This is a genomic window from Actinomyces sp. 565, from assembly GCF_010365615.1.
GTDB lineage: Bacteria > Actinomycetota > Actinomycetes > Actinomycetales > Actinomycetaceae > Actinomyces.
Genome location: NZ_PIZD01000019.1, coordinates 18,539 through 24,039 on the forward strand (window position 1 = coordinate 18,539; position 5,501 = coordinate 24,039).

General features: G+C 69.3%; 4 protein-coding genes. 2 read left to right on the forward strand and 2 right to left on the reverse strand.

Annotated elements, in window-relative coordinates; genetic code table 11:
- Window positions 1-1,674: phosphoglucomutase (alpha-D-glucose-1,6-bisphosphate-dependent) (pgm, locus tag GZ997_RS03810; RefSeq protein WP_162678921.1), on the reverse strand; the 1,674-nt coding region annotated here is incomplete at its 3' end.
- Window positions 1,675-1,910: 236 nt separating this feature from the next.
- Here pgm and GZ997_RS03815 point away from each other — a divergent pair.
- Both GZ997_RS03815 and GZ997_RS03820 read left to right on the forward strand, forming a co-directional pair.
- Window positions 1,911-2,318, forward strand: a complete 408-nt coding sequence (locus tag GZ997_RS03815) for a Rid family detoxifying hydrolase (RefSeq protein WP_162678922.1) — start codon at window positions 1,911-1,913, stop codon at window positions 2,316-2,318.
- 85 nt (window positions 2,319-2,403) lie between these two features.
- Window positions 2,404-3,846 carry an ATP-binding protein gene (locus GZ997_RS03820; protein ID WP_161925209.1) on the forward strand — a complete coding sequence of 481 codons (1,443 nt, stop codon included), beginning with the start codon at window positions 2,404-2,406 and terminating at the stop codon, window positions 3,844-3,846.
- Between the two features lie 130 nt (window positions 3,847-3,976).
- Here the strand turns inward: GZ997_RS03820 and GZ997_RS03825 are convergent, their stop codons facing one another.
- Complete coding sequence (locus GZ997_RS03825; protein ID WP_203233963.1) at window positions 3,977-5,203, reverse strand: Gfo/Idh/MocA family oxidoreductase; 1,227 nt, start codon at window positions 5,201-5,203, stop codon at window positions 3,977-3,979.
- Window positions 5,204-5,501: the final 298 nt, after the last annotated feature.

The following is a 5,501-nucleotide window of genomic DNA, read 5'->3' on the forward strand; positions in this document are numbered from 1 at the left end:
GCCGAGGGCGGCGGAGACCACCTGCTTGGCCTCCTCCTGGACCTGCGCCAGGTGGTCGGCGCCCTTGAAGGACTCGGCGTAGATCTTGTACACGTCCTCGGTGCCCGAGGGGCGCGCGGCGAACCAGGCGTTGGCGGTAGTGACCTTGAGCCCGCCGATGGGGGCGTCGTTGCCGGGGGCGCGCACCAGGCGGTCGGTGATCGGCTCCCCGGCCAGCTCGGTGGCGGTGACGTCCTGCGGCGACAGCGCGGCCAGCTTGGCCTTCTCCTCCTTGGTGGCGGCGGCGTCGATGCGGGCGTAGGCGGAGGCGCCGAAGCGCTCCACCTGCTCCTCGTGCAGCTGGGAGGGGGTCTTGCCGGTGACGGCGATGATCTCACTGGCCAGCAGGGCCAGGATGATGCCGTCCTTGTCCGTGCTCCACACGGTGCCGTCCTTGCGCAGGAAGGAGGCGCCGGCGCTCTCCTCGCCGCCGAAGCCGACGGAGCCGTCCAGCAGGCCGGGCACGAAGTGCTTGAAGCCGACCGGCACCTCCACCAGCTTGCGGCCCATGGCGGCCACGACTCGGTCGATGAGGCTGGAGGACACCAGTGTCTTGCCGACGGCGGCGTCCGCGGGCCAGCCGGGCCGGTGCGTGAACAGGTACTCGATGGCCACGGCCAGGTAGTGGTTGGGGTTCATCAGCCCGTCGGGGGTGACGATGCCGTGGCGGTCGGAGTCGGCGTCGTTACCGGTGGCGACGTCGTAGGGGGTGTTGCCGTCGGCGTCGGGGGTCATGGCGTTGCGCAGTGAAGCCATGGCGTTGGGGGAGGAGCAGTCCATGCGGATCTTGCCGTCCCAGTCCAGGGTCATGAAGGACCAGGCAGGGTCGACCTTCGGGTTGACCACGGTCAGGTCCAGCCCGTAGCGCTCGCCGATGGCGCCCCAGTAGTCCACCGAGGCGCCGCCCAGGGGGTCGGCCCCGATGCGCACGCCGGCGTCGCGGATGGCATCCATATCGATGACGTTCTCGAGGTCGGCCACGTAGGTCTCGAGGTAGTCGTGCTTGACGACGTAGTTGCCGTCCAGGGCCTCGGCGATCGGCACGCGCGGCACATCGCGCCAGCCGTCGGCCAGGAGCTCATTGGCGCGCGCGGCGATCCAGCTGGTGGCGTCGGAGTCGGCGGGGCCGCCGTGGGGCGGGTTGTACTTGAAGCCGCCGTCGCGGGGCGGGTTGTGCGAGGGGGTGACGACGATGCCGTCGGCCAGGCCGGGGCCGGTGGTGCGCACGCCGGACTCGGTGCCGGCGCCGTTTGCCAGCAGGATCGAGTGCGAGACGGCGGGGGTGGGCGTGTAGGAGCCGCGGGCGTCGATCGCGGTGGTGACGCCGGCGCCCGAGAGCACCTCGATGGCGGTGCGCCAGGCCGGCTCGGACAGGGCGTGGGTGTCGCGGCCGATGTAGAGCACGCCGTCGGTTCCCTGGGAACGCCGGTACTCGACGATTGCCGCCGTGGTGGCGACGATGTGAGCCTCGTTGAAAGCGGTGTCCAGGGAGGAGCCGCGGTGGCCGGAGGTGCCGAAGACGACCTTCTGGGCCGGGATCGCGGGGTCGGGGACAAGTTCGTAGTAGGCGTTGACGACCTCATCGACGTCAATGAGGTCCTCTGGTTGGGCGGGAAGTCCTGCGCGTTCGTGCATGGGTGCAGTGTGTCACGGACCACGGGGCATGTCCCGGGAATCCCGGAAGTCGGACGTATTGGTCTTGCTGGAGCGGGCAGGGCGGCGGTCCGTGGGGCGGCGCGGGCCTGCCCGGGCAGACCGGCCTCGGCGCGTCATTGGTGCCGGTTTCGGTGTGTCATTAGTGCCGGTCTCGGCGTGTTACTGGTGCCGGTCTCGCGGGATGGCGGGCTGTGGCGCGCGGCTAGGATGCCGACATGTCGACCGCTGTACAGACCGCCATTGCCACTACCAGCGCCCCGGCTGCTGTCGGACCCTACTCCCAGGCCGTGTCCACCGGCGCGGGCAGCGGCGCCACCGTCTACATCTCCGGGCAGGTGCCGCTCGACCCGGCCACCGGCAAGCTGGTCGACGGCGGCATCGCGGCCCAGGCCGAGCGGGTGCTGACCAACATCGGCGCAATCCTTCAGGCCGCCGGCCTGGGGTACGAGCACGTCGTCAAGACCACGGTGCTGCTGGCGGACATCGCCGACTTCGCCGCCGTCAACGAGGTCTACGCGCGCTTCTTCACCGGCGCGGTGCTGCCCGCCCGGGCGGCATTCCAGGTGGCGGCGCTGCCGCTGGGCGCGGGCGTGGAGATCGAGGCCGTCGCGGTGCGCCCCTGAGGGGCGCCGCCGACGCCGCCGCGGCGCCCGCTACTGACAAGCTACTGACAACTACTGTTAATTTCTTTACAGTAGGTCTGTGAAGATGGCTGCGAGAGAGCCGACAGGAAAGATCGACATCGATGCGCTGGCGGTGGCAGAACCGCGGCAGCGCGGGGTGCTGCTCGCTGGTGCGCCGGAGACCCAATGGTTTGAACGCAAGTCGGTGCGCGTCGACGCCAAGCGGCTCGCTGCCGCGCTGATCGGCATGGCCAATGCCGAAGGCGGCATGGTGGCTGTGGGGGTCAGCGAGGGGCGGATTGAAGGTATTGACGGCGAGACCCGCAAGGTCAACCGACTGCGCCGGGTCCCGGTTGATCTCATCGATCCGCCACTCGTGCTCAGGGTGGAGGAGATGCCGGTCGAACGCTCCGACCACACGCAGGACCATGTCCTGGTGTTTCTGGTGGAGCCGAGTCGTCACGCCCATCAACGCACCGACGAGGAGGCCTTCATTCGGGCGGGTGACTCGACCATCACGCTGAGTCGGACAGCCTGGCAGGAACTCGTCTACGACCGTGAGGCCGATGCCTATGAGGCGCAGCCGGCTCCAGTCGGCCTCGAAGGTGTGGACTCGGCTCGTGTAGACGCACTTCGGAAGGTCATTGGCGCGGAAGGGGATGACCTGCACGTACTGCGCGCACGCTCTCTAGTAACTCCCGATGATCGATTGACGGTTGCCGGACTGCTCCTGGTGGGGGTGCACCCGCAGCGTTTCCTCCCGCAGGCACTCGTGCGCGTGCTGCGATACCAGGCCGATGAGACCGGTGTGGGATCACGCCAGACGATGGTTGCCGATGGTGATCGCCGCCTGGAGGGCACGATCCCGGAGATGATTGAAGCCGCCTTCTCCTTGGTCGAGGAGTGGGCTCCACGCCGTCGTGCACTCGGCGTAGATGGCAAATTCGGTCCGGTGGATGTCATTCCTCGCGAGGCGTGGATGGAGGCGATCGTCAACGCAGTCATCCACCGCTCGTACTCGATGGCTGGTGACCACATCCGGGTCTCGATCTTCCCACATCGTATTGAGGTCTCCTCGCCGGGCCGTTTCCCCGGACTGGTCGACCCGTCCCGACCGCTTGAGATCGCCAGATATGCGCGTAACCCGCGTATCGCGCGCGTCTGCTCGGACCTGGGATTCGCTCAGGAATTGGGTGAGGGGATTCGTCGCATGGTGGGGCAGATGCGCCAGGCAGGTCTCGGCGATCCGGTGTACCGGCAGACGTCGACGAGCGTAATAGTGAGTCTGGATGCCGCCTCGCGAATATCGACGACGGTTGCCGACCGGCTTGGCCGGCCCGCGCTCGATGCCATGGCGTTGCTGCGCAGCACCGGGCCGCTCGGTACTGCGGACATTGCTGACGCGATGGGTGTCACCCGCCAAACGGCGTTGAAGCGCCTCAAGGCTCTGGAGGCCGAGGGATTGGTGATGCGCACCGGTAGGTCGCCGCGAGACCCGCGATCTACGTGGGTCATCCCCGGGGCCTGACCAGCAGGTACGTACGGCCGAAGATGTGGATTCCGCAGGTACCCGCTACTGACAAGCTACTGACAACTACTGTTAATTTTTTAACAGTAGTTGTCAGTAGTTGGCAGTCCTGGTCGGTGGACGCCGGCCCTTAGGCCCAGTCCTCGACGTCGGTGGTCACGTCCCGGCCGGAGGCGGCGGCCTGATCGATGGCGCAGGAGAGCAGGTGGTCCTGGCAGGCCTGCGCCAGCGGGTAGGGGGCCGGGCCCTCCTCCCGCACCCAGAGGCCGGTGTCCTGAAGGATGGTGGCGACGGCGAGGTCGTCCTCGCTCATGCGCGTGCCGACCCACGGGTTGCGGTAGAGCACTCGCCCGTCCAGGCTGGCGTGGATCAGGTCGTTGCCCTCGAGGTTCAGGTCGCGCCCGGTGCGCCGGTACTCGATCCGGCTGGTCACCGCCCCGGCGTCGGGCACCCAGCGGGTGACGGCGTCGTCGACGATCTCCCCCAGGGTGCCGCGCACCAGCACGCGACGCGACAGCAGCGGGTTGTGCCACTGATTAGAGGTGAACTCGTAGACGCCGGTGCGGCCGGAGTCGAAGGCGAGAGTGGCGAGCACCGTCTGGCCGGACTCAACCGCCGGCACGGCGCTCCAGCCGTCGCGGCCGAGCGGCTGGAGGAGCGGTACCGGGAAGCTGCGGGCGGTGACGGTGACGGGACCGTCCAGCGGGGCGTCGTCGTCGGCGAGGAAGTGCCGCAGCAGGGAGACGGCGTGGTAGCCGTGCGTGGAGGAGACCTGCGCCCAGGCGGGCGTGCCGATGGCGCCGGCGCGGATGGCCGCGAGGCGGGCGGCGTGACCGGGCATGCGCGTGTACTGCTCGGCGACTTGTACCAGCCCGGAGGCGCCGACGTCGTGCCACAGGGAGCGCAGCGAGTCGGGGTCGGGTGCGGGCGGAGTCTCCGCCAGGACGGGGGTGCGGCGGTCCACCAGTTCACGGATGAGGTCCGGCATGGCGGCCCAGCTCACCGACGGCACGACCAGCTCGGGGGAGCGGGCTCGCAGGCCGTCGAGGGAGTCGGTGGTGGCGACGCCGAACTCCTCGGCCAGGGCCGCGCGAGCCTCGCCGCGGCGCGCCAGGACGCCCACGCACTCCAGCCGCCCGGGGGCCATGGTGGCCAGGCGCAGGAAGAAGCGGGCGCGCCAGCCCGCGCCGACGACGCCGAAGCGCACCGGCCCGCCCGACGGCGGGGCCGGGCTCTGGTCGGGCATGGGGGCGCTGTAGGGGCGCGTGGGCTCGGGCGCGGAGGGGTGGCGCGGGTGGGCGGGCGTACGTGCGGCCGGGACGGGGGCATGGTCGGTGGTGTGGGCGTCGCTGCTCACGGCGGTCTCCTCGGGCTGCAGACTTCATCGTCGAGACGGCAACGACGCTATACCCCGGGCGATGCGGAGGCAACGGTGCGGCGGTAGGCCTGTGTGTACCCCGTAAGTGCGGTGGCAGTTACCGCGTCGGCCATCCGCCAACACGCCTGGAACCCGTTCGCTGCGCGGGTGCATGACCCACTGCTCTCAGCGACGACTTCACTCAGGTCACTGACGTGCTCACTGAGCGTTTCTCATCAGGGTTGAGGGGGTGCGGGTTGGGATCGTTGGGATGGTGCGGGAAGGTGGGTGTGTCGTT

Bases quoted from the DNA above. Each gene is read 5' to 3' on its own strand.
- GZ997_RS03815 (WP_162678922.1), top strand. From the start codon at position 1,911: ATGTCGACCGCTGTACAGACCGCCATTGCCACTACCAGCGCCCCGGCT.
- GZ997_RS03820 (WP_161925209.1), top strand. From the start codon at position 2,404: ATGGCTGCGAGAGAGCCGACAGGAAAGATCGACATCGATGCGCTGGCG.